This is a genomic window from Hyphomicrobium sp. CS1GBMeth3 (genome assembly GCF_900117455.1).
Taxonomy (GTDB): Bacteria; Pseudomonadota; Alphaproteobacteria; order Rhizobiales; family Hyphomicrobiaceae; genus Hyphomicrobium_C.
Genome location: NZ_FPHO01000002.1, coordinates 339945 through 360207 on the forward strand (window position 1 = coordinate 339945; position 20263 = coordinate 360207).

General features: G+C 61.9%; 15 protein-coding genes. 5 read left to right on the forward strand and 10 right to left on the reverse strand.

Annotation, left to right across the window (positions count from 1 at the left end):
• Nucleotides 1-4 precede the first annotated feature (4 nt).
• A complete protein-coding gene (locus CS1GBM3_RS01725) occupies nucleotides 5-997 on the reverse strand; it encodes a LysR family transcriptional regulator (protein WP_083567236.1) in 993 nt (330 codons plus the stop codon).
• 143 nt (nucleotides 998-1140) lie between these two features.
• Here CS1GBM3_RS01725 and can point away from each other — a divergent pair, with 143 nt between their 5' ends.
• Entirely contained in the window at nucleotides 1141-1788 is a 648-nt protein-coding gene (gene can, locus CS1GBM3_RS01730; protein WP_072390553.1) for a carbonate dehydratase, read from the forward strand.
• 136 nt (nucleotides 1789-1924) lie between these two features.
• Nucleotides 1925-2347 (forward strand): hypothetical protein, encoded by a 423-nt coding sequence (locus CS1GBM3_RS01735; RefSeq protein ID WP_072390556.1) that lies wholly within the window; start codon nucleotides 1925-1927, stop codon nucleotides 2345-2347.
• A gap of 491 nt (nucleotides 2348-2838) precedes the next feature.
• On the opposite strand, the gene CS1GBM3_RS01740 is transcribed toward CS1GBM3_RS01735, so the two are convergent.
• The gene (locus CS1GBM3_RS01740; RefSeq protein ID WP_072390559.1) at nucleotides 2839-3492 is read right to left on the reverse strand and encodes a hydrolase; all 654 of its coding nucleotides are present in this window, start codon (nucleotides 3490-3492) and stop codon (nucleotides 2839-2841) included.
• A 149-nt stretch (nucleotides 3493-3641) separates the two neighbouring features.
• On the opposite strand from CS1GBM3_RS01740, the gene CS1GBM3_RS01745 reads away from it, so the two are divergent.
• Nucleotides 3642-4538 (forward strand): LysR family transcriptional regulator, encoded by an 897-nt coding sequence (locus CS1GBM3_RS01745; RefSeq protein ID WP_072393456.1) that lies wholly within the window; start codon nucleotides 3642-3644, stop codon nucleotides 4536-4538.
• A 282-nt stretch (nucleotides 4539-4820) separates the two neighbouring features.
• Here CS1GBM3_RS01745 and CS1GBM3_RS01750 read toward each other — a convergent pair whose 3' ends face one another.
• The 5 genes from CS1GBM3_RS01750 to CS1GBM3_RS01770 form a co-directional block, all read right to left on the reverse strand.
• Entirely contained in the window at nucleotides 4821-5015 is a 195-nt protein-coding gene (locus tag CS1GBM3_RS01750) for an AMP-binding enzyme (protein ID WP_280172623.1), read from the reverse strand.
• A 44-nt stretch (nucleotides 5016-5059) separates the two neighbouring features.
• Nucleotides 5060-7525, reverse strand: coding sequence for an autotransporter outer membrane beta-barrel domain-containing protein (locus CS1GBM3_RS01755; protein ID WP_083566952.1), 2466 nt, complete (start codon nucleotides 7523-7525; stop codon nucleotides 5060-5062).
• A 569-nt stretch (nucleotides 7526-8094) separates the two neighbouring features.
• The gene (locus CS1GBM3_RS01760) at nucleotides 8095-8586 is read right to left on the reverse strand and encodes a hypothetical protein (RefSeq protein ID WP_072390569.1); all 492 of its coding nucleotides are present in this window, start codon (nucleotides 8584-8586) and stop codon (nucleotides 8095-8097) included.
• A 284-nt stretch (nucleotides 8587-8870) separates the two neighbouring features.
• Entirely contained in the window at nucleotides 8871-10406 is a 1536-nt protein-coding gene (locus CS1GBM3_RS01765) for a class I adenylate-forming enzyme family protein (RefSeq protein ID WP_072390572.1), read from the reverse strand.
• A 35-nt stretch (nucleotides 10407-10441) separates the two neighbouring features.
• Nucleotides 10442-12142, reverse strand: a complete 1701-nt coding sequence (locus tag CS1GBM3_RS01770; protein WP_083567238.1) for an extracellular solute-binding protein — start codon at nucleotides 12140-12142, stop codon at nucleotides 10442-10444.
• A gap of 444 nt (nucleotides 12143-12586) precedes the next feature.
• Here CS1GBM3_RS01770 and CS1GBM3_RS01775 point away from each other — a divergent pair, with 444 nt between their 5' ends.
• A complete protein-coding gene (locus CS1GBM3_RS01775; protein WP_072390575.1) occupies nucleotides 12587-13444 on the forward strand; it encodes an invasion associated locus B family protein in 858 nt (285 codons plus the stop codon).
• A gap of 134 nt (nucleotides 13445-13578) precedes the next feature.
• Here the strand turns inward: CS1GBM3_RS01775 and hspQ are convergent, their stop codons facing one another.
• From hspQ to phaZ, 3 genes are all read right to left on the reverse strand, one after another.
• Nucleotides 13579-13971 carry a heat shock protein HspQ gene (gene hspQ, locus CS1GBM3_RS01780; RefSeq protein ID WP_083566953.1) on the reverse strand — a complete coding sequence of 131 codons (393 nt, stop codon included), beginning with the start codon at nucleotides 13969-13971 and terminating at the stop codon, nucleotides 13579-13581.
• Between the two features lie 90 nt (nucleotides 13972-14061).
• Nucleotides 14062-15117: an HpcH/HpaI aldolase/citrate lyase family protein gene (locus CS1GBM3_RS01785; protein ID WP_072390578.1), complete on the reverse strand. Its 1056-nt coding sequence runs from the start codon at nucleotides 15115-15117 to the stop codon at nucleotides 14062-14064.
• A 146-nt stretch (nucleotides 15118-15263) separates the two neighbouring features.
• Nucleotides 15264-16655 carry a polyhydroxyalkanoate depolymerase gene (gene phaZ / locus CS1GBM3_RS01790; RefSeq protein ID WP_072390581.1) on the reverse strand — a complete coding sequence of 464 codons (1392 nt, stop codon included), beginning with the start codon at nucleotides 16653-16655 and terminating at the stop codon, nucleotides 15264-15266.
• Nucleotides 16656-16917: 262 nt separating this feature from the next.
• On the opposite strand from phaZ, the gene CS1GBM3_RS01795 reads away from it, so the two are divergent.
• On the forward strand, nucleotides 16918-20217 hold the full coding sequence (locus tag CS1GBM3_RS01795; protein ID WP_072390584.1) for a transglutaminase family protein: 3300 nt from the start codon (nucleotides 16918-16920) through the stop codon (nucleotides 20215-20217).
• Nucleotides 20218-20263: the final 46 nt, after the last annotated feature.

The window sequence follows — 20263 nt, forward strand, 5'->3', positions numbered from 1 at the left end:
GTACTCACGAAAAGGAAGATTTATTAGGTTGATCGTGTCCCCGGGTCTCTTCAAGTCCCTTGTTGGGGCGCATACGAGACCTGACATGTTCCCCGGTTTGCACCCGCTCCGGTACATGCGCACGAACCTGTTCTGTTCCGTCTCCAAGACAGCGGATGATGTGGTCGCGCAGCCTTGCTGCCGGCGCCGAGATATGGCGAATAGCAAGAAGTGCGATCTCGGTGTCCCGCAGATCGGGCAAAGGCTCTCCGTCGATCATATGGAAGCCGGGAGAAACCATCTCCCGGGGGAGTACAGCAATGCCCAAACCCGCTCGCACGGCTGCGAGAGCTCCTGCGAGAGAGGCACAGGTGTATGCGATCCTCCATCGCTTCCCAACGCGCTTCAGAGCCTGAACTGCGCGCTTGCGGTAGACACAAGGTTCCGGAGAAACGACCAGGGGAAGCGCGCCATTTTCCGAGATGAAATCGTGCGTTCCCGATACCCAAACCAGCGGTTCGCGCCAAACCCTCAAGCCCTGTGTGCCCGCACCCTGCTCCCGTTTTACCAGAACGATGTCGAAGTCCCCAGATCGAAATCCGTTGAGTAGATTGAGGGTGAGGTCACAGGTAACTTCGAGCGCGACAGACGGATATGCTTGAACGAAGCGGGCGAGAATTCCGCTTAGGTGATGCGTCGCGAAGTCCTCGGGCGTGCCGAGTCTCACGGTACCTCGCATCTGGGGTTCGTGGATTAACGAGACCACCTCGTCGTTGAGGTCGAGAATCTTTTGGGCGTAGCCGAGCACGGCCTCGCCTTCCGGCGTGAGACTGACGGATCTCGGAGTTCGATCGAGCAGCCGTTGTCCAAGTGCGTCTTCCAACCGTTTGATCTGAAGCGAAATCGTGGACTGCTGGAGCAAAAGGCGCTCAGCTGCGCGGGTGAAACTACCGGCTTGCGATATCACAACGAACGTCCGCAGGAGGTCTACGTCGAGGTTGAGTAGCTTCTTCGGCACGGCGAACTTCCTATAATTGAAAATAACAATAGCTATCACATAAGTTATTCAATTTGCCAATCTAGGAGGCGTCTCATCCCTTACCCGCAGCAAGGCGTTGCAGCCGACGTAAGCTGCGGGCAACCGGCAAGCGGAGTGTGGGTGTGTCAGAACTGACCAAACTGTTCGAGAACAACCGTCGTTGGGCTGAAGACAGCCAGAGGAATGATCCCGCATTCTTTCAGCGGCTCGCAGAACAGCAAACACCCAAGTTCCTTTGGATCGGCTGCTCAGATAGCCGTGTTCCCGCTAATCATATCCTGGGTCTTAAGCCAGGCGAGGTGTTCGTTCATCGCAACGTTGCGAACCTCGTCGTGCATACAGATATGAGCTGCCTCTCAGTGTTGCAGTTTGGGATTGAGGTTCTGAGAATTGAGCACATCGTCGTTTGCGGGCACTACGGATGTGGTGGCATTCACGCGGCGTGCAGCTCGCGCCAATTCGGTCTTATCGATAACTGGCTGCGTAACATAAAGGACATCTATGCCCGTCATCGGGCTGAGCTTGATGGCATCGCAGACCTCAAGACACGGGCCGACCGCCTGTGCGAGCTCAACGTCATCGAGCAGGTCAAAAACGTGTGCCATACGACGATCGTGCAGAATGCTTGGTCGAGCGGCCGACCCCTATCGGTCCATGGCCTAATCTATGGCCTGCACGATGGTCTGCTCCGGGATTTGGCCGTGCGAGTTACAAACTCCGACCAGCTCGAAGCAATTTACCGCTTACGCATGGGAGAGATCTCGTCCTAGCACCGCCTCCATTCCGTCTGCTCACGACGACCATCAATAATCGCAATGAAACAAATTGCATTTATCAATTTCCACAGATGCCTTTCGTCGCCTAGGTCTAGCCTTGAAGGTTGTCCCAGCTGAGAGGGAAGCGCAATTGCTTGAAATTGTGCGCAGTCGCGAGATTGCGAACGCTGCTCTCATTGCCGTCCTATGGGTCGCGATCTCGTTCGCGATCAGCGTCGCAGGCCAGATCGCTCTCTTGCTCCCGGTGTTTTCGAGCCTAGTGATCTATGGGGTCACAGAGGCATTCCGCTTCTCGCGCGGCACGCCTCTGCGTGGTTCCGGGGCTTGGCGTATGGTGACGCTCGCCCTCTGGACTGGCATCGGCTATGCGAGTTTCGTGGTGGGGCAATGGTACTTGCTGCCGATCTCGCTCATCTTCCTTGGTATCGTCCTATTCGAGAACGAGCGGTCGCGTCCGCCATCAGCTGCGTCTGCCGCGTGGACGTGGGCTTCAACGCCCAATAATGGCAAGTCGCAGAAGCCTGGACGCGCCGAGCTGCCCGTCAATTCTTAACCGCCTGCCGAGTAGCGAGAGTAGCTGTGCCTCGCTGCATTGAGCTGAAGATCACTGCCTTCGACTGTTCTTAGAGCGATCTAAAAACGTCGCGATTGGGCCGGCAGCGGTTCGTCCGGTTTCGGTGGGCAAAGGTAACAAGCTGCCGTTCCGCTCGTTGTCGGCGCTTCAGGCCGCCGACCTTGTGATCGATCGAGGATCCTCCGCGTCTACACGCGCGTCGGACACGGCGCTGGCAGGCCGATCGGCACGGCGCTCGACGAACTAGCCGACGTCCGCGCGTTTGCGGCGGACCGACGGGTCTGGAAGTGGATGTCCGCCTTCTAAATTGATGGATGTAAAGCCGCTGACCGGCTTCCACCGATCTCGGCCCTTCGGTGATGAAACGCCAAATGCTGAAAGCAGCCATTGTAGATGGGGGATGACGAGCTTCGATAAGCAGTCAGCTTTCTCGCAACGTATCGTTCAAGAGTCTCGTCATCCCACTCAGATCAGCCCGCGGTGCTCGGTACCGGCGTGTTGAGAAGCTGCTGCTCCCAAAGATATGCGATGCCGCTGCCGGCGAAGTGCTGGATGAGAATCTCGGTCAGCTCCTCGACATGCTCGGTGCGCGCCCAATCGCGTTGCCATTCGCCAGCGAGCGCCATCACGGTCATCACGTTCGCGCCGGCCGCGATCATTCGCTGGATGGCAACTTCGTGAGACTCCTTCGAAATCCCGCCCGACGCGTCGGTGATCACGGTCACGTCCCAGCCTTCGCCGGCGGCCTGGATCACAGGCATTGCGACACAGACCTCGGTCCACAGGCCGGCGATGATCAGCTGCTTGCGGCCGGTCGCCTTGACGACGTTCACCACATTCTCGTCCTGCCAGGTGTTCACCCAAGTGCGATCGATGACTTCCTGGTCCGGAAATACGTCGGTGATCTGCTTAAAGAGAAGTCCACCGCGCGCCGCGATCACGCTGGTGAGAATGGTCGGAACATTGAAGGCTTTTGCTAGCTTCGCCAGCGCGGTCGTGTTGTTGACCACAGCTTGCGGATCGTGGCTGTTCAGGTTTGTGAGTTGATAAGGCTGGTGGTCGATCAGAACGAGGACCGAATCTTCGGGACGAAGAAGCGAAGCAAGGCCGTTTCGAAAGGTCATGACTATCCTCTGCTGCCGTTGCGGGTGAGGCTGGTTGCCGGGAGACATGCGCAACTGTGGCGCTGCCCGGACGGAGATTTGTCATTCCCATTTGTGATACGGTAGTGCTCCTTCGAGCTACGCTGTGTTGCGAAATGGGGAACGCCGAATTGGACATCGAAGACCTGACGACATTCGTCGAAGTTGCTGATGCCGGGGGCGTTTCGGCCGCCGCGCGCCGGCTCGGCGTCTCCAAGTCGATTGTCAGCCGGCGGCTATTCCGGCTTGAAGCGGAACTTGGCATCCAGCTTCTTGCACGCACCACCCGCGGCGCTGCTCTCACGGAAGCCGGGATCACGTTTCGAGACCATGCAGCCAGAGTCAGCGCCGAGATCGACGCGGCCAGGGAAACAATCCTGCCGGCCGGTGACCTTCGCGGCCGCTTGCGAGTTGCTGTGCCACTTTCTTTCGGACCGACTCACTTCGCTCACGTGCTCGCGGACATGGCGCGACGCCACCCGCAGCTGCACATCCATACCTCGTACAGCGATCGCTTCGTCGATCTCATCGGGGAGGGTTTTGATTGTGCGATCCGTGTTGGTTATCTCCAGGACTCTAACCTGATCGCAAGGCGCGTCGGGCCGATCTATGGGAAGCTCGTCGCGAGCCCGGACTATATCAAAGCCCACGGTGCCCCGGAGACACCGGACGAGATCGTTGCCCATCAGGCCCTCATGCAGGGCACCGAAACCTGGCAGTTCATGGATGGCGACAAGATCTTCACGGTTCGTCCGCAGGGGCGCTTCAAGGCCGACAACGCTGTAGCTCTCGCCGCCGCAGCAGTGGCAGGGCTCGGCATTGCTTGGATCCCCGATGGCGTCACCCATGAATATGTGGCCTCCGGCGCGCTTGTTCCGGTCATGACACGGTATCCACCGCCTCCGGCAGGTGTGTACGTCATCCGCCCGCCAGGGCAGCATCCCTCACGGAAGGTACGGATCCTCACCGAATTGCTGCTCGAGTGCTTCGAAGACTATCCGCACCGTGCGCCAGCTGCCCCTGTCTGAGCGGCCCATCGACTATAATATTTGGATCGCGAAAGGGACGGCGCATACCGGGCAGGAAGCATAGGCCGCAGGAAGCCTGGCGGGTCGGGAAGAACGTCCGGTACTCCGCCATTCGCAATTTTGAAAGCGGACCGGCAGAAAAGTCTCAGTCTTAAGTCCAGCCTGCTCGCGCGTTCGGATGAACGAATGACGGCTCTTGGGATCACTCGTTGGGCGGCGGAACGACGACAACTGGGCGCTGAGCTGCCGCTCACCTCACGCACTGCATAGGTCCGAATTGGGTCATGAGCGGACGAGCGCGGCGCGTTTGATTTTGCCGTTGACCGTGCGGGGAAGGGCGTCGACGAAGCGGATTTCGCGTGGGCATTTGTAGGCGGCGAGGCGCTCGCGGGCGAAGGCGCCGACGGCTGCGGCGTCCAACTGCGTGTTGGGCTGGAGAACGATGAAGGCGCCGACCACGTGCACGTCAGTGCGCACGGCCACCTCGGCCCGAGCCCGAGCGCAGGATCGCAATGCTCTCCTCAATTCAGAGGAATGTTGATCCAAAGCGAGCCTGAGTATGCATCATAGTCACTGGCCCCGATACCATCATAGCTAGCGGCCGCTCTAAACCCCCATCCTTGAGGAGTGCTGACCAACACCCCGCCCTCGACCTTTGCGCGTGCTTCGTCTGTCTCGTGCAGGACGCCGCCAATCGAGAGGTCGTCGGTATCGAAGTTCCAGATCCCCGCGATAGACACGTGGGGCTCGATGATCGTGCCGTCGATGCGCTGCATCCGGTAGCCAACTTCCATCGTGCCCGTAAGGCGGCCGATGGTGGCTTCGGTGCTCCCAACGGCCTGCCCGAGGCCCATTGTGTAAGCATCCGAGTCCTCATTGCCGTAAGCGATCGCCAGCTGCGGGGAAAGCCGCCACGGTCCAATGTATTCGTTGCCGGTGAGCGACGCGTTGGCCAACCACCGGTTCGTATCAAAGCGACCATTATTCGTGGGATCGTCCAGCCAGATATCATTGCTGGAGCGACCCCAGGCCGCGCGGGCGTCGAAGAATAGGTTGTCGAGCAGACGTACGCCAATATAGGGGCCGGCCATCCATCCCGTACCATCGATACTGCCCCTTAGCGCGGGGTCATTTATCTCCTCCTCAGTATGATCGACTTGGACCAAGGCTCCAACCAGGATACCGGGCGCAAGCACGTAGTCGGCACCGACGTAAAGGATGCGGAAATCGCCGTCCCGCTTGATGCCGCCGATGTTGTCATTGTAGCGGGCGACGTGTCCCTCAACCCAAACGTCCAAGCCCTGCCGCATGGAGGTGTATGGATTGGTGTACGGGACGGCGTCGAAGCCTGCCCGCTCAGCCTTGGCGCGCGCCTTCTGCTCCTCCGCACTCGCAGCAGCGGCTCGCACCTCGCTGAGGCTGGTGCCGAACTTGAAGGACGTCTCGCCAGCCGCAAGTGGCATTAAACTCGACGCAAACTGCGAGAAAATGGACGGAGTTGCCGGATCCGCGTGGGGTGCGACTTGGGTCTCGTCCTTCACGATTATGCCGTCGTGAACGAACGGATTGTTGTAACCGAGTGCCAGCACGCTGCTGGGATAGCCACGGGGAGAATTTCCAAGGCCGATGCTGGAACCTAGCGCTCCGCCGAAGCCTGATGTAACACCCATTGGAGCGCGACCGAGCATCATGGAGTCCGGTCTGCCCTCCTCCGAATGCTTCAACGGACCGTCCTTGAGGCTTTGGACCGGCTCGTCGCTCTGCAGTCGACGCAAAATGCGCGCACGATCCGGACCGTAGGTCAGAAGATTGTCGACGCGTCGGTGGATAAAGCGCTTGGTCTCTTCCTCAGGACGATCGTCATCAGGATCGTCATCGCGCTTGTTGGTGAACGTGCAGACGATATCCTCGTTAGGATCGAGTTGGATATCTGTAATCGTCCTGCCGCTTGGCGTGCCTTGCATTTGTTGCTGATCGTTTACGCATATCGCCCCCGTCAAGGTCCAGCCGGCTGTGTCCAACTCCTCGACGGAATAGGTTTGGTTGGCAGCTAGTACAAGCGGATTAGTCTCTCCCTGCCCGTTCTGGGTAGTGATGGATAGTTGGGCATTTCCCGGGTCGACAGCGAAATTGAATGCGTCGTCGCCACCGTTCGTAACCTTCACGATCTTGAGAGTGCCTTCGTCGCGAGACGGCTGCTTTGCGTTTGTGAACGTACAGTTGATTGTCTCTCCGCTTTGCAGATCTACAGCGACTGTGCCCGCATTAACATCCGGATTGAAAACGTCGCCGTTGCTGCTCGTGCACGATATGCTTGTAAGATCGAAACCGGCAGGCGGAGGAAGCGATTCCGCAACGGTATAAAGACCTGGATTCTGCGCTCCGAATCCCTGTGTCTGTTCGCCGTCCAATGGTGGAGACATACTGAAATTTTGAGGGGTCGGGCCAGCAATGGTGAAATTGAAAGTACCTGTGCCTCCCTGAACTTTCTTCGTAACGCTTATCGATCCCTTCCCGGTTTGTCCTCCGACTTGATAGCAAAACACTCCGGATACGCTGGGTTGCTGGTTGCCAGGATTCCGGATGCACTGCGTCGACCATTGACCTGTGGTCGCATCCGGCACATCGAAGACCTGCTGAATCGTCGAAGCCTTGACGAGGATGTGGGTTGTCGTTTGGGGAGTTGAATCCCATGTGCCACTCTGTCCCGATCCGAAGGAGCAGGCGACCTGGACCACTTGATTTGTTCCGGTGACTTGCTGGACGAAAGCCAACCTTTGAGCGTCACTATTGCTGTTTTGCGTTTGAGAACCCACGAGAGTGTTGGGCCCAACAGCGTCTCCAATGTCACACACAGACGACCCTTGAGCCGCTGCTGGGGTGACGCCGATTCCATAGGAGACCACCCACAATGCAAAAGCAAAAATGGAAGCACTGCAAACGACGCTGCAGGCCTTTGATTTCGCCCGCCTGACATCGGCACGCATGACGCACACTCCACGCACACACACGTAATCAACCGCGCCCGCTGCGCAGGCGCGCAGCAGCGTTCGACCCGTGGTCGGGTCATGAAATTCATAAAGGCAGGCCCCGCCCCCGGGACTTTAGGAACGTCGGTCCAATTGGTCGGGCCCCTAGTGAAACCCGATTGTTTTTTCGCGATGGGGAGAACCGACCCGCACGCGCTGGTAGACCGCCGCCATCGAAATTGGCGACCCAATAGCGATACAGGCTCGGCACACTCCAAGCCCGACACCGCGCTACCCCGCGCTTGTGGTCATTCGTCGATGGAGACTTAAGGTCCCCAGCCTAGGTATTGCGGACCGCCCCGCCCGCATCTCTCAGCTGCTGCGCCGCAGGCGCCTTTTCTGCTGTCGAGACATCAGGCCTGTAGCCGGTGCAAAAATGCACAGTCCACTGCCTAACGCCTTCGTGTTATCGTTACCAAAGCGTTAAATCTCAACAGAAGAATTTTATGGGCGCCATCTTTTGATCCAATCTGTGGCCTGAGCACTACAGGCCGATTTCGATTTCCTGACGTCCGATAACTTCCTGATCATCTATGCTCGTATGAAGCGGCTCCCTCAGCTTGCTGCAGCTTGGGCAGTGACTGTGGCACTGCCTCGAAGTCGATGGCCAGCCCGTACAGGAGCCATGAACCTTTGTAATTCGTGTAGCTGAAAGCGAACTTCGTCTGGATCGGACGTGTTTCGACAAAGCCGATCAATTGTAGGATCTTCTGATCAGTATGGAATCTTGCGCTGACAATAGCCGGTTGCAGACTGACAACCTTCGACAGGTCGATACGTCGAATGCGCATGCCCTCGAACATCAATTCAAGATTTCGCTCGCTGAAGCGAGTCTGAAAATCAGGTGCGCTCGTCGACCGAAGGACCGAATAATTAGCCGACATATTCGCATCATTGAGTCTAACAAACGTCGACATGACGAGCGCGACGGCGTCAGCACGTTTTAGCTCAACTGGAGGGCTTTGCGCTTGGGCGCTGCTCAGCAGTCCGACGGCAACGAGCCCAAGGGTCAGAACCACGCCAACTGTTCTGCCTATCCGAGTCTTCAAAGCTCCGCGCATCGCTCGTTACCCCGCTAAAAGCGCGCCGAAGGTATCGCTAATCGCGCCGCTCTCGCGTATGCAGCGGGGGCTTTATCCACTGCATTGCGCATTTTTTCCCCTGCTTCTGCGTTGACATTCTTGTGCTGATATTTCCGTTCCCGTTGTGCGTGCAGAATCAGTGTTGGAAGTCGTGTTGCTTCCTCGACCGAGGAAAAAAGTCGCCTTGGCCGTAACTCCAACCTCGCGACGTCAGCTTCGGGTTATGAGTGGATGAGCGCGGCGCGTTTGATTTTGCCGTTGACCGTGCGGGGAAGGGCGTCGACGAAGCGGATTTCGCGTGGGCATTTGTAGGCGGCGAGCCGCTCGCGGGCGAAGGCGCCGACGGCTGAGGCGTCCAACTGCGTGTTGGGCTTGAGAACGATAAAGGCGCCGACCACGTGCACGTCGGTGCGCACGGTCACCTCGGCGCAGGCGACCTCAGCAATCGCAGGGTGCGTCGCGAGCACAGCTTCTACCTCCATCGGTGAGACGCGATAGCCGAGAGCCTTGATGATCTCGTTGTTGCGGCCGAGGTGGGCGATGTAGCCGTCAATATCCATGCGGCCAATGTCGCCGCCCGCGAACCAATCGCCGCGCAGGACCTCGCTTTGCTCGTCAGGCCGGTTCCAGTAGCCGAGCATCAGGCCAGGGTCCGAGCGATGCACGGCGATGAGGCCCTCGCTATCGGGTGGCAGCGGCTCGTCGGAACCGTCTATCGGCAGGATCGTGACGCGGCGGCCGGCCTGGGCCTTGCCAACGGTGCCGGGCCTGCGTGGCACGCTGGGCGCCGTCGAGATGTAGGTCGAGATCTCGCTCATGCCCAACGCTTCGTGAAGGTGGCGGCCGGTGCGCGCGGTCCATTCGTCGAATAGAGAAGCCGGGGGCGCTTCGCCTGCGATCAGGCCGTGGCGCAGGGTAGGCATCGCAGAGGAGGAAAGGTCTGCGTACTTCAGGATCTGGCGCATCAGACCCGGCACGCCGGCGAACAGCGTGGCCTCTGTGCGCTCGATCAGGCGGGGCCAGAGGGCGGGGTCTTTCTCGCCGACGTAGATCAGAGCCGTGGCGCCGTTGGCCCATGGGTCGGTGAGGCCGACGCCAAGCGTGAAGGTCCAGTTGAAGGCGCCGGCATGCAGCACGCGGTCGTCGGGGGTAATGCCGTACCAGCCCTGGTACATAGGCCGGCGGCCGAGGGCTGCGCGCTGTGCATGCAGCACGCCCTTGGGATGTGCCGTGGTGCCGGAAGTATAGATCAGGAAGGCTGGGTCCTCGGCGTGCGTCGGAGCGTAGTCGATGCGCGGCCCCTCGCGCATCATGCGGGCTACGTCGTCGGGCGAGAGCACGATCGGTGCGTGCGCGAGGCTGGAGGCATCAAGCGACGACGCGCAGGCGATGAGAGCTGCGCCGCTGTCCTCGAGCAGGAACATCGCTTCGCGACCGGTGAGCTGACTGGATGCGGGCAACGCAACGAGTCCTGCCGCGATGGCGCCGAAGAACAGGATCGCGTAGGCGCTCGTGTTGTCGAGACGGATCATGACCCGGTCGCCGGGGGTGAGCCCGAGCGCGCGCAGGGCGCCGGCTGTGCGCAGCACGGCATCCTCGAGGGCGGCGTAGGTCCACGCCTCTGAAGGCTCTGCCGCCGCATCGGCAACGACGATCAGGGCGGGCTTTTCCGGTGTCGCCGCTGCCGCACGCCCGATGCAGTAGCGGGCCGTGTTGAACGGCGGATTGGCGGCGGGCACGAAAAGCGGCGTGTACATTCTTCTTGTTCTGATCGTCGGCACGCGGGAGAGCTCTAGGGGCGGACCCACCACGTATCAAGGTTGAAGCCGAACAGCGGCGTGGCGCCGGGGTGTGCGAGATCCTTCCAGGATGCCACCCATTGCGCCGGGGAGTGGAAGAGCGGCACCACATAATGGCCCGAGAGCAGCACGCGGTCGAGGGCGCGCACGGCCGAGATGAACTCCTCGTTCCCCTTGGCGGCGAGCATGGCCGCGATCATGGCGTCGGCGGCGGGGTTTTCTACGCCGGCGTAATTGTAGGAGCCTGGCTGGTCTGCCACGCGCGAGGACCAGCGGAAAAGTTGCTCGTTGCCGGGAGACAGCGACGATGGCCAGGTGAACTGGATCATGTCGTAGTCGTAGTCCTTGAGGCGCGCCTGATACTGGGCGCTGTCCACGACGCGAATGCGCGCCGCGATGCCGATCTTGGCGAGATCGCCGCGGAAGGCGCCGAGCAGGCGCTCCTGGCTCGTCGTTGCGGCGAGGATCTCGAACGTGAGCTGCCGGCCGGTTTCCGTGTGCACAAGGCGGCCGTCCTGCATGCTGTAGCCGGCGGCCTCCAGCATCTCGTAGGCCTTGCGCGAATTGGTGCGGTTGTGAGGCGTGCCGTCGCTCTCGGGAACACGCCAGGTGCCGTCCATGATCTCCGGCAGCACCGCGTCGGGGAAGGGCGCCAGCAACGCGCGCTCGCGCTCATCGGCCGGGTGTCCGGTGGACGCGAGCATCGAGCGCTCGAAGTAGCTTTGGCTGCGCTTATAGAGGCCGTTGAAGAAGCTCTTGTTGACCCAGTCGAAGTTAAACAGGTGGATGAATGCTTCCCGCACGCGCGGATCGGCGAAGACCGGACGGCGCGTGTTGAAGACGAGGCCGGTCATGCCGGCGGGCAAGCCGATCGGGATCTCCTCGCGTACGACGCGTCCGTCGTTTGCGGCGGGGAAGTCGTAGCCCTTGGCCCACAGGGCGGGATCGTCCTCGGTGCGCACCCGGATGGTGCCGGTCTTGAAGGCTTCGAACAGGGTGGAGCCCTCGCGGTAGTACTCGAAGCGTATCTCGTCGAAGTTGAAGCGTCCGCGGTTCACCGGAAGATCGCGCGCCCAATACTCTGGATTCAGACGGTAGGTGATTGAACGACCAGGATCGACCGCGGAGATGCGGTAGGGGCCGGAGCCAACGAGCGGCGTCAGCGTTGTCTCCTCGAAGCGCTCAGGGTCGATGGCGTGCCGTGGCAGGATCGGCATGAGGCCAAGGATCAGCGGCAACTCGCGATCCTCGGCGTCGGCAAACACGAAGCGCACCTCGTGATCGGACACTGCTTCGGCCTTGGCGACCTTGCGGTAGTAGGTGCGGTAGTTCGGGCGGCCCTTGTCCCGCAGCATCTCGAATGAGAACAGAACGTCCTCCGCCGTCAGCGGTTCGCCGTCGGAGAAGCGGGCGCGCCGGTCGAGATGGAACGTGACCTGGCTGCGATCCTCCGGGACGTCGATCCTCTCCGCGATCAGGCCGTAGAGCGTGAATGGCTCATCCTGGCTGCGCGCCATCAGGCTCTCGACGACGAACTCGCGGATGCCCTGCACGGGCTCGCCGCGCACAATCATCGGATTGAGGTTGTCGAAGGAGCCGGACGAGCCGAGCGTCACACGACCGCCTTTGGGGGCGTTGGGATCCGCGTATGGGAAGTGCGGAAAGCCCGCCGGGAGTGCGGGGTCGCCATGCATCGCAATGGCGTGGGCCGGCTCGGCGCGCGCGGAAAAATTCCCGGTCGCGAGGCCCGACCCGAGGGCCAAGATCGTCAGTATTGCGAGGATTGGTCTGTGCACGCCGTTCTCCGCGAGGGGCCATACGCAACGCGTTGGATTTCCTAGAGGCTCTTGGCTCACGTAGCACACCTCGCCGGCAGATGAATGGCGTATTGGCGGCAGGCGATGCGTGGCGCTATTGCAACGGCCCTAGCGCGACGGCCTGTGCACGGTTAAGGAGCGGATCGTCCGGCCACGGGATTGCCGCATTCCGGGCTTTAGTGCCGGGCCGGATGACGCCTAAAAGCGTCAAAGGCGCGCGCCAACGATAGCCGCTTGAGCGCAGCGAGGTGGGGCGAAGCTGCTGGCCGGGGGTGCTAAGCGGCTTTTGGACTGGCTCATATACGAAAGGTCGATTTTCCGATGTCGCACAGATTTGGCTTCGCAACGAGCTTGGGGCGCGGCGTGCTTGCGGGAAGCGCTGCGCTGGCTCTCGTGTTCGGGCTCGCCGCACCCGGCAACCTTGCTTTTGCGCAGGACGCTAAGAAGGCCGCGCCCGCCGCAAAGGACGGCAATGCCGCTCCGGCTGCCAAGGATGGAAAAGCCGCCGAAGGCCAGAAGCAGAGCGCGTGGGTGAAGCTCTGCGAGAAGTCTCCGCTTGTCCACCACGACAAGGAAGGCAAGGAAGTCAAAGAAGAGAAGAACATCTGCCTGACGCACCACGAGCGCCTCGACGGCAATTCGGGCATGGTGCTGGTCTCGGCGGCGATCCGCCAAGTCGAGGGCAGCGACAACGACCACTTGATGATCATGGTGCCGCTTGGCATGGCCATTCCGCCCGGCCTCAAAGCCGCCGTCTACACGAAGGACCAGTGGGCGAAGGCCGCTAAGAACGAGCAGGTCGACGACAAGGAGCTGAAGCCGCTCGATCTCAAGTTCTCGCTGTGCCACGCCTCGGGCTGCACGGCTGAGACCGATGCCACGAAGGAAATCGTCGATCAGATGAAGGCCGGTGGCGGCATCATGGTGCTGGCTATGAACGCCCAGGCGCAGCCGATCGGCTTCCCGGTTCCGCTCGACGGTTTCACCGAGGCGTTCGCCGGTAAGCCCGTCGACAACGCCGAGTACAAGAAGGCGCGCGGTCAGCTGATGGCGCAGATCCGCCAGCGCCAGCAGGAAGCCTACGAGAAGTTCAAGACCGAGAAGATGAAGGAGCTGCCGCCGCAGCCGGGCGCCGCTGAAGCTGCCGCCGCTGCTGCTGCTGCTAAGGAAAAGAAGTAAGCTCTCTCAGCTGCTGACACTGGAAAAGGCCGCTCGTTCGAGCGGCCTTTTTGTTTGGTAATCGGCTTGAAGCGGCGGCGCGAGCGACGGTCGTCAGCGCGTCATCGTTGCGTGCCAGCGGCGCCAGGCGATGATTAATGCGGCTGAATGAAAACAGCGTGATAGCGGCCGTTCTCGTCCTCGACGAAGTAATCGTCGATCTGCGGATGGCGCAGGGGCTCACCGCTCTCGTCCGGTAGCAGGTTCTGCTCGGAAACATAGGCGATGTACTCGGTGTCGGCGTTTTCGGCCAGCAGATGGTAGAACGGCTGGTCCTTGACTGGGCGGCTCTCGACGGGAATGGCCTCGTACCAGTCCTCGGTGTTCGAGAAGACGGGGTCGATGTCGAACACGACGCCCCGGAAGGCATAGATACGGTGGCGTACCACCTGACCAAGCGCATACTTCGCCTTGCGCACGGCCGGGTCCTGGGCCCGGGCTTTCCGCTCGCGGCGACGCGGCGACACAACTGTCTGTTTGCGCGGCATGGTCCTATCCCCGTGGCCCATTCGACGGGAGCACCGCGCCGATGTCAACATATCTGTCAAACATAGTTGATCGCCGTAGGCCGGGCTGCCTTAGAAGCCATAGGCGGCCGCTCGTTCCGGGTCTTTCTCGGCGACGAGGCGCGCAAGATCGACGATGACTTTGGCCTGCTTCCAGGTGGCGTCGTCCTGCATCTTGCCGTCGATCATCACCGCGCCCGTGCCGTCCGGCATGGCGTCGAGGATGCGCTTTGCGAACGCTACTTCGTTGACATCCGGCGAGAACACGCGCTTGGCGATCTCGATCTGCGTCGGATGCAGCGACCAGGCGCCGAGGCAGCCCTGGATGAAGGCGTTACGGAACTGCGCTTCGCAGGCTGCCGGGTCCGAGAAGTCGCCAAACGGGCCATAGAAGGGCTTGAGGCCGTAGGAGAGGCAGGCATCGACCATGCGGCCGACGGTGTAATGCCAGAGATCCTGTTGCGCACGGGCGCGCTCGGCCTTGGCGTCTGCGCTGGCGTCGGCAAGCACCGCATAGTCCGGGTGGCCGCCGCCAACACGCGTCGTCTTCATGCCGCGGGACGCGGCGAGATCGGCCGGCCCGAGGCTCATGCCGTGCATGCGGGGCGAGGCTGCGGCGATGGCCTCGACGTTCTTGACGCCCTCGGCGGTCTCGAGGATGGCGTGGATCAGGATCGGACGCTGAACGGCGTACTTGGCCTCGAGCTGGGCGAGCAGCTGGTCGAGGTAATGGATGTCCCACGGGCCCTCGACCTTGGGCAGCATGATGACGTCGACCTTGTTGCCCGCCTCGCGCACGATCTCCGTCACGTCATCGAGAACCCACGGGGAGTTCAGGCAGTTGATGCGCGTCCAGAGGCCGGTTGCGCCGAAGTCGTTCTCGCGCGCCATCTGGATGAAACCCTTGCGGGCGGCTTCCTTATCGCCGACCGGGATCGCGTCTTCGAGGTTGCCGAGCACGACGTCGACCTGGCGCGCGATGTCGCCGATCTTGGAGCGGATCTTCTCGTTGTGCGGCGGCACGAAGTGGATCATGCGCTCGATGCGCACCGGCAGCGCGCGGTAAGGCGCGGGCGCCCCGATGGCGAGAGGGGCAAAATGTTTCGCGGGCGTGCGGACGGCGCTCATCGGGAAACCCTTGGATTGAAGGCAGACGGGATGGGAATGCGGCGCACTCTAGTTGGACGACCGCGAGAGTCAACGCGCCCGCATTGCAGGCGCATCCATCGACCGAGGGTGGCGTGTGGTGAGCGAAATTAGGCTTCGTCAGCGCATCAGTTAGCGCTGCCGTTCGGTGCTGCACCGTTGGCCGTACTGTTTGCCGCACCGTTGTTGCCGCCTTGGGGCGCGCGCCAGTCGACGATCTCTTCGCGTGTTGCGTGCAGTGAGCGGTAGGGAAGCGGCAGTTTGGTATCGGTCTCTCCGAGCCGGCGCTTGAACTGCACGGAGCGTATCATCTCACGGATGCGCGGCTGGATCTCCGTGCGCCAACGCGTGCCGCTGAAGACGCCGTAATGCCCGACGCCGGGTTGGACGTAATAGTAATGCTCGTCGACGGGGATGTTCGAACAAAGGTCGTGCGCGGCCTCCGTCTGGCCGAGGCCGCAGATATCGTCGCGCTCGCCCTCGACAGTCATCAACGCGGTCTTGCGGATAGCCGAGCAATCGACGCGTTGCCCGCGATGCGTTAGCTCGCCCTTCGGCAGCACATGGTCCTGGAACACGGCTTTGACGGTCTGCAGGTAGAACTCGGCCGGCAGGTCCATGACGGCGAGATACTCTTCGTAGAACGTCTTGTGGGCCGCAACCGAGTCACAGTCGCCTTTGACGAGGTTCTCGAACAGCTTCATGTGCGCCTGCGTGTGGCGCTCCAGGTTCATGGTCATGAAGCCGGTGAGCTGGATGAAGCCCGGATAGACGCGTCGGCCCATGCCGGTGTTCGGAAAAGGCACGTAATTGATGACGTTGCTCTCGAACCAGGAGAGCGGCTTCTCCTCCGCGAGCTTGTTGACCTTGGTCGGGTTGCGCCGCGTGTCGATAGGGCCGCCCATCAGCGTCATCGAGGCAGGCTGGGCCGGGTCGTCGTTCGCGGCCATCACTGCGGCTGCAACGAGCGCCGGAACGGCGGGCTGGCAGACTGCGATCACATGCGTGTTCGGACCCAGGAATTGGACGAATTCGATGATGTAGTCGACGAAGTCCTCGAAGTCGAAGGAGCCCTCGTAAACGGGAATGTCGCGCGCGTCGGCCCAGTCGGTGATGTAGGTGTTGTGCTCCTTGATCATCTCCTGGACGGTGCCGCGCAGCAGCGTTGCGTAGTGGCCTGACATCGGCGCGATGATCAGCACCTTGGGGTCGTAGCGCTTGCCGACGACGGATTCGTCGCGGTCGAAATGCAGGAGATTGCAGAACGTCTTGCGGAGCACGACCTCCTCGCGCACGGGCACCGTGAGGCCGTGGATCTTAGTTTCCTTGATCCCGAACTCCGGCTTACCGTAACGGCGCGTCATGCCCTCGAAGACTTCGCAGGCCGCGGCGATGTTCTTGGCGAATTCGGTCGCCGCGAAGGGATTAAGCGGCGTCTCGATCTGCGCCTTCAGCGCCCTCGTCATCAGGCGCACCGGGTGCAGCATCGCGTGCGCCAGTTCATAAGTGTGATAGTGCATTAAGCTTGCCCTCCCGCCGGGTGCTCGCGTGCAGTGCAGCAGGCGTGTTTGTCGTCGTCAAGCATTCTGTCGCACTTTCGTCGCAATTGCCGAAACCGCAGGCAAGTATGTGACTAAACATTAGGCCAATGGTTCGCAGTTCCCTGCTTGACACCCTGGCGCGACAAGGCAGCATCGTTGCAGTGCAAAATCTGGGCAGGCGGTTCTCCCGGCGCTTTCGGTGTGCCACGCTCGTCCATCACGTTCGAGGTGCGCGCCTCACATGGGCATTCTGACCAGCCTCCATCACGTCACCCGCTACGTTTACGACCGTCCGGTCTCGCTCGGTCCTCAGATCATCAGACTGCGACCGGCGGCCCACTGCAGGGTGCGTGTCCCGAGCTATTCGCTGAAGGTCGAGCCCAGCAATCACTTCGTCAACTGGCAGCAGGATCCGCACGGCAACTGGCTCGCGCGGTACGTGTTTCCGGAGAAGACCACCGAGTACAGCGTTACGGTCGATCTCCTGGCCGACATGTCGGTCGTCAACCCGTTCGACTTCTTTGTCGAGAGTTATGCGGAGAGCTATCCGTTCTCCTACTCGAACGAGCTTGCCGTCGATCTTGCGCCCTATCTCGTGACGGAGCCTGCGGGGTCGCGCTTGTCGCAGTTTCTCGCCGATATTCCGCGGGAGGAACAGCGCACGATCGATTTTCTGGTGGCGCTCAACGCGCAGATCAATCGCAAAGTCAGCTATCTCATCCGCATGGAGCCGGGCGTGCAGACGCCAGAGGAGACACTCGAGCTCGGCTCCGGATCGTGCCGCGACTCGGCGTGGCTGCTCGTGCACGCGCTGCGCCATCTTGGGCTCGCGGCGCGCTTCGTCTCCGGCTATCTGATCCAGCTCACGCCGGACATCAAGGCGCTCGACGGGCCTTCGGGCACGGAGCACGATTTCACCGATCTGCACGCCTGGACCGAGGTCTACCTGCCTGGCGCGGGTTGGATCGGGCTCGACCCGACGTCTGGGCTGTTCTGTGGCGAGGGACATATTCCGCTGGCGGCGACACCGCATTATCGCTCGGCGTCGCCGATCACCGGCACGGTCGATGCCGCGGAGGTCGAGTTCGCGTTCGACATGAAGGTGACGCGGGTGGCCGAGAAGCCGCGCGTGACGCGGCCGTTTTCCGAGGAGAGCTGGGAGAGTCTGCTCAAGCTCGGCGACGTGGTGGACAGCGATCTCTCGGTGCAGGGCGTGGGCCTCACCATGGGTGGTGAGCCGACGTTCGTTTCCATCGACGACTATCAGTCTCCCGAGTGGAACACGGCCGCGGTTGGCCCGACCAAGCGCGCGCGGGCGGACGATCTCATCCGACGGCTTCGCGCCAAGTTCGCGCCGGGCGGGTTCCTGCACTACGGGGAGGGCAAGTGGTATCCAGGGGAAAGCCTGCCGCGGTGGACGTTCGCGCTCTATTGGCGCCGCGATGGAAAGCCCGTCTGGCGCAACGATGGGCTGGTGGCACGTGAGGGCTATATGGCGCCGACGGACGTGGAGGGCGCCAAGGCGTTCACTGAGGGTATCGCTGAGCGATTGGGGGTCGGCTGCGATCACGTGATGGCTGCCTACGAAGATCCAGTTCACTGGATCGCCAAGGAGGCGCAGCTTCCCGTCAACGTCGATCCGGCCGACAGCAGGCTCGCCGACGAAGAGGAGCGGGCGCGCATTGCACGCGTGTTCGACCGCGGCCTCAGCGTGGCGTCCGGGTTCGTGCTTCCGATCCAGAGGTGGCAATCGCGCGCCGGCAACGGCTGGATGAGTGAGAAGTGGAAGCTCAGGCGCAAGCATCTCTTCCTGGCTCCCGGCGACAGCCCGCTCGGGCTCAGGCTTCCGCTGGGCGGCCTGCCGTGGCTGCCGCCGCATGCGGTCCCGCATGTCATCGCTGACGATCCTTTCGCGGCGCGCGGAGAGCTGCCGGATCCGGATGAACTGATGCAAGTCTACCGGCATGTGGGGGACAATCCCTATCGCCAGCCGATGCCGTTGTCGCATGACATCGAAGGTGCATCGGTGCGCACGGCGCTGGCGGTCGAGCTGCGGGAAGGCAAGCTCTGCGTGTTCATGCCGCCGCTCGGCACGCTCGAGGATTATCTCGAGATGCTGACCGTGGTGGAGGCCACCGCCGAGGACCTCGGGCTTCCGGTCCATATCGAGGGCTACGCGCCGCCGGCCGACCACCGCATGAACGTCATCAAGGTGACGCCCGATCCCGGCGTCATCGAGGTCAACATCCATCCTGCCTCGACGTGGCGCGAGTGCGTGGCGACGACGGAAGCGATCTACGAGGAGGCGCGGCACTCGCGGCTCGGCACCGACAAGTTCATGGTTGACGGGCGGCATACCGGGACGGGCGGCGGCAACCACGTCGTGGTGGGTGGCGCTGCGCCGTGGCAGAGCCCGTTCCTGCGCCGGCCTGATCTGCTCAAGAGCCTGATCGTTTTCTGGCAGCGGCATCCGTCGTTGTCGTTCTTTTTCTCGGGTTTGTTCATCGGGCCGACGAGCCAGGCGCCGCGCGTCGACGAAGGGCGGCACGAGAGCCTCTATGAGCTCGAGATCGCCCTCGGCATGATCCCTGCGCCGCGGAGCGGCACGGCGCCGCCGCCGTGGCTCGTGGACCGGCTTTTGCGCAACCTGCTCGTCGATTCCTCGGGCAACACGCACCGTAGCGAGATCTGTATCGACAAGCTCTATTCGCCCGATAGCCCGGCGGGGCGTCTTGGTCTCGTCGAGTTCCGCTCGTTCGAGATGCCGCCGGATGCACGCATGAGCCTTGCGCAGCAGCTGCTGATCCGGGCGCTGATCGCCAAGTTCTGGATGGAGCCGGAGGACGGGGAGCTCGTGCGCTGGGGCACGGCGCTGCACGATCGTTTCATGCTGGAGCACTTCCTCTGGCGTGATCTTCTCGATGTGCTCGACGGGCTGCAGCGGGCCGGATACGCGTTCAAGCCCGAGTGGTTCGAGGCGCAGCGCGAGTTCCGCTTCCCGTTCTACGGCAGCGTCGAGCACGGCGGCGTGCGCATCGAGCTCCGACAAGCTCTCGAGCCATGGCACGTCATGGGAGAGGAAGGGACGTCCGGGGGGACGGTGCGGTACGTGGACTCGTCGCTGGAGCGACTGCAGGTGAAGGTGGAAGGCTTCAATCCCCACCGTCACGTGCTGGCCTGCAACGGGCGCCGCGTACCGCTCATTTCGACCGGTCAGCAGGGCGAGTACGTCGCCGGTGTCCGCTACAAGGCGTGGCAGCCGGCGGCCGGTTTGCATCCCACGCTGCCCGTGCACGCGCCGCTGACATTCGATGTGCTCGACACCTGGAGCCACCGCTCGCTGGGCGGCTGCGTCTATCACGTCGCGCATCCCGGCGGGCGCAACTACGATACGTTTCCCGTCAACACCTATGAGGCCGAGGCGCGCCGCCTGGCGCGGTTCCAGGACCACGGTCACACGCCGGGCCTGGTCAAGGCGCCGCCGCTCGAGCGCAACGAGGATTATCCGGCCACGCTCGATCTGCGGCGACCGCCGTCATGATCGATTGTTTGCCCGTCGCTCTTTCTCCCGTCATGATCGGGACAGG